An 807-nucleotide genomic window follows, 5' to 3' on the forward strand; every position below is an offset into this window, starting at 1 on the left:
GGTCACGTCCGTCAAGCTGGTGTAATTTCCCAGATGGCCTGAGGTCATGATCAGGCAGCTTTTGTGGTAATGCTGAGAATGGGGTCGATCTCCTCCTTGTCGATCTGAGCGAAGGCCTCGGCCATCATGTAGCGGCTCGAGGTCTGCCATTCGTCATTCTGCTCGAACAGCACCGCGCCGATCAGCCGCATGATCGAGGCTTCGTTGGGGAAGATCCCCACGACATCGGCGCGGCGCTTCACCTCCTTGTTGAGGCGTTCAAGTGGGTTGGTGCTGTGCAACTTGGTGCGGTGCTGGCGGGGGAACGCCATGTAGGCCAGCACGTCATGCTCACTGGCGTCCATGAGGTCCGCCAGCTTGGGCCAGCGGGTGCGGACCTGTTCCGCGACGTGGCGCCAGGTATCGCCAGCGTGCTTGCGATCGGGCTGTTCGAACGCTTGCCGGATTGCTGCGGCAACAACCGTATGCTGGCCTTTGGAGACGTGGGCGAGGGCATTGCGCATCCAGTGAACCCTGCACCTTTGCCAGGCCGCCTCGAACACCCGTGCAATGGCGGCCTTGAGGCCAGTATGGGCATCGCTGATCACGAGCTTCACGCCGTCGAGACCGCGGGCCTTCAGCGAGCGCAGGAAGTCCGTCCAGAAGGTCTCTGCCTCTGACGGGCCAATGCCGAGACCGATGATTTCCCGGCGGCCTTCCGTGTTGGCGGCCACGGCGATTATGGCCGCAACCGAGACGATCCGCCCGCCCTGGCGTTGCTTGAGATAGGTGGCGTCGAGCCAGACATAGGGCCACTCCCCCGTGAGC

Annotated in this window: 1 protein-coding gene; it reads right to left on the minus strand. The window is 62.8% G+C overall.

All coding sequences use genetic code 11. The features are described 5' to 3' along the window. Window positions 1-50: 50 nt before the first annotated feature. The coding region (locus tag AAIL68_RS17475; protein WP_347141059.1) for an IS256 family transposase at window positions 51-807 on the minus strand (757 nt) is incomplete at its 5' end.

Origin of the sequence: Paracoccus sp. SSK6 (assembly GCF_039770665.1) — a bacterium.
Taxonomy (GTDB): Bacteria; Pseudomonadota; Alphaproteobacteria; order Rhodobacterales; family Rhodobacteraceae; genus Paracoccus.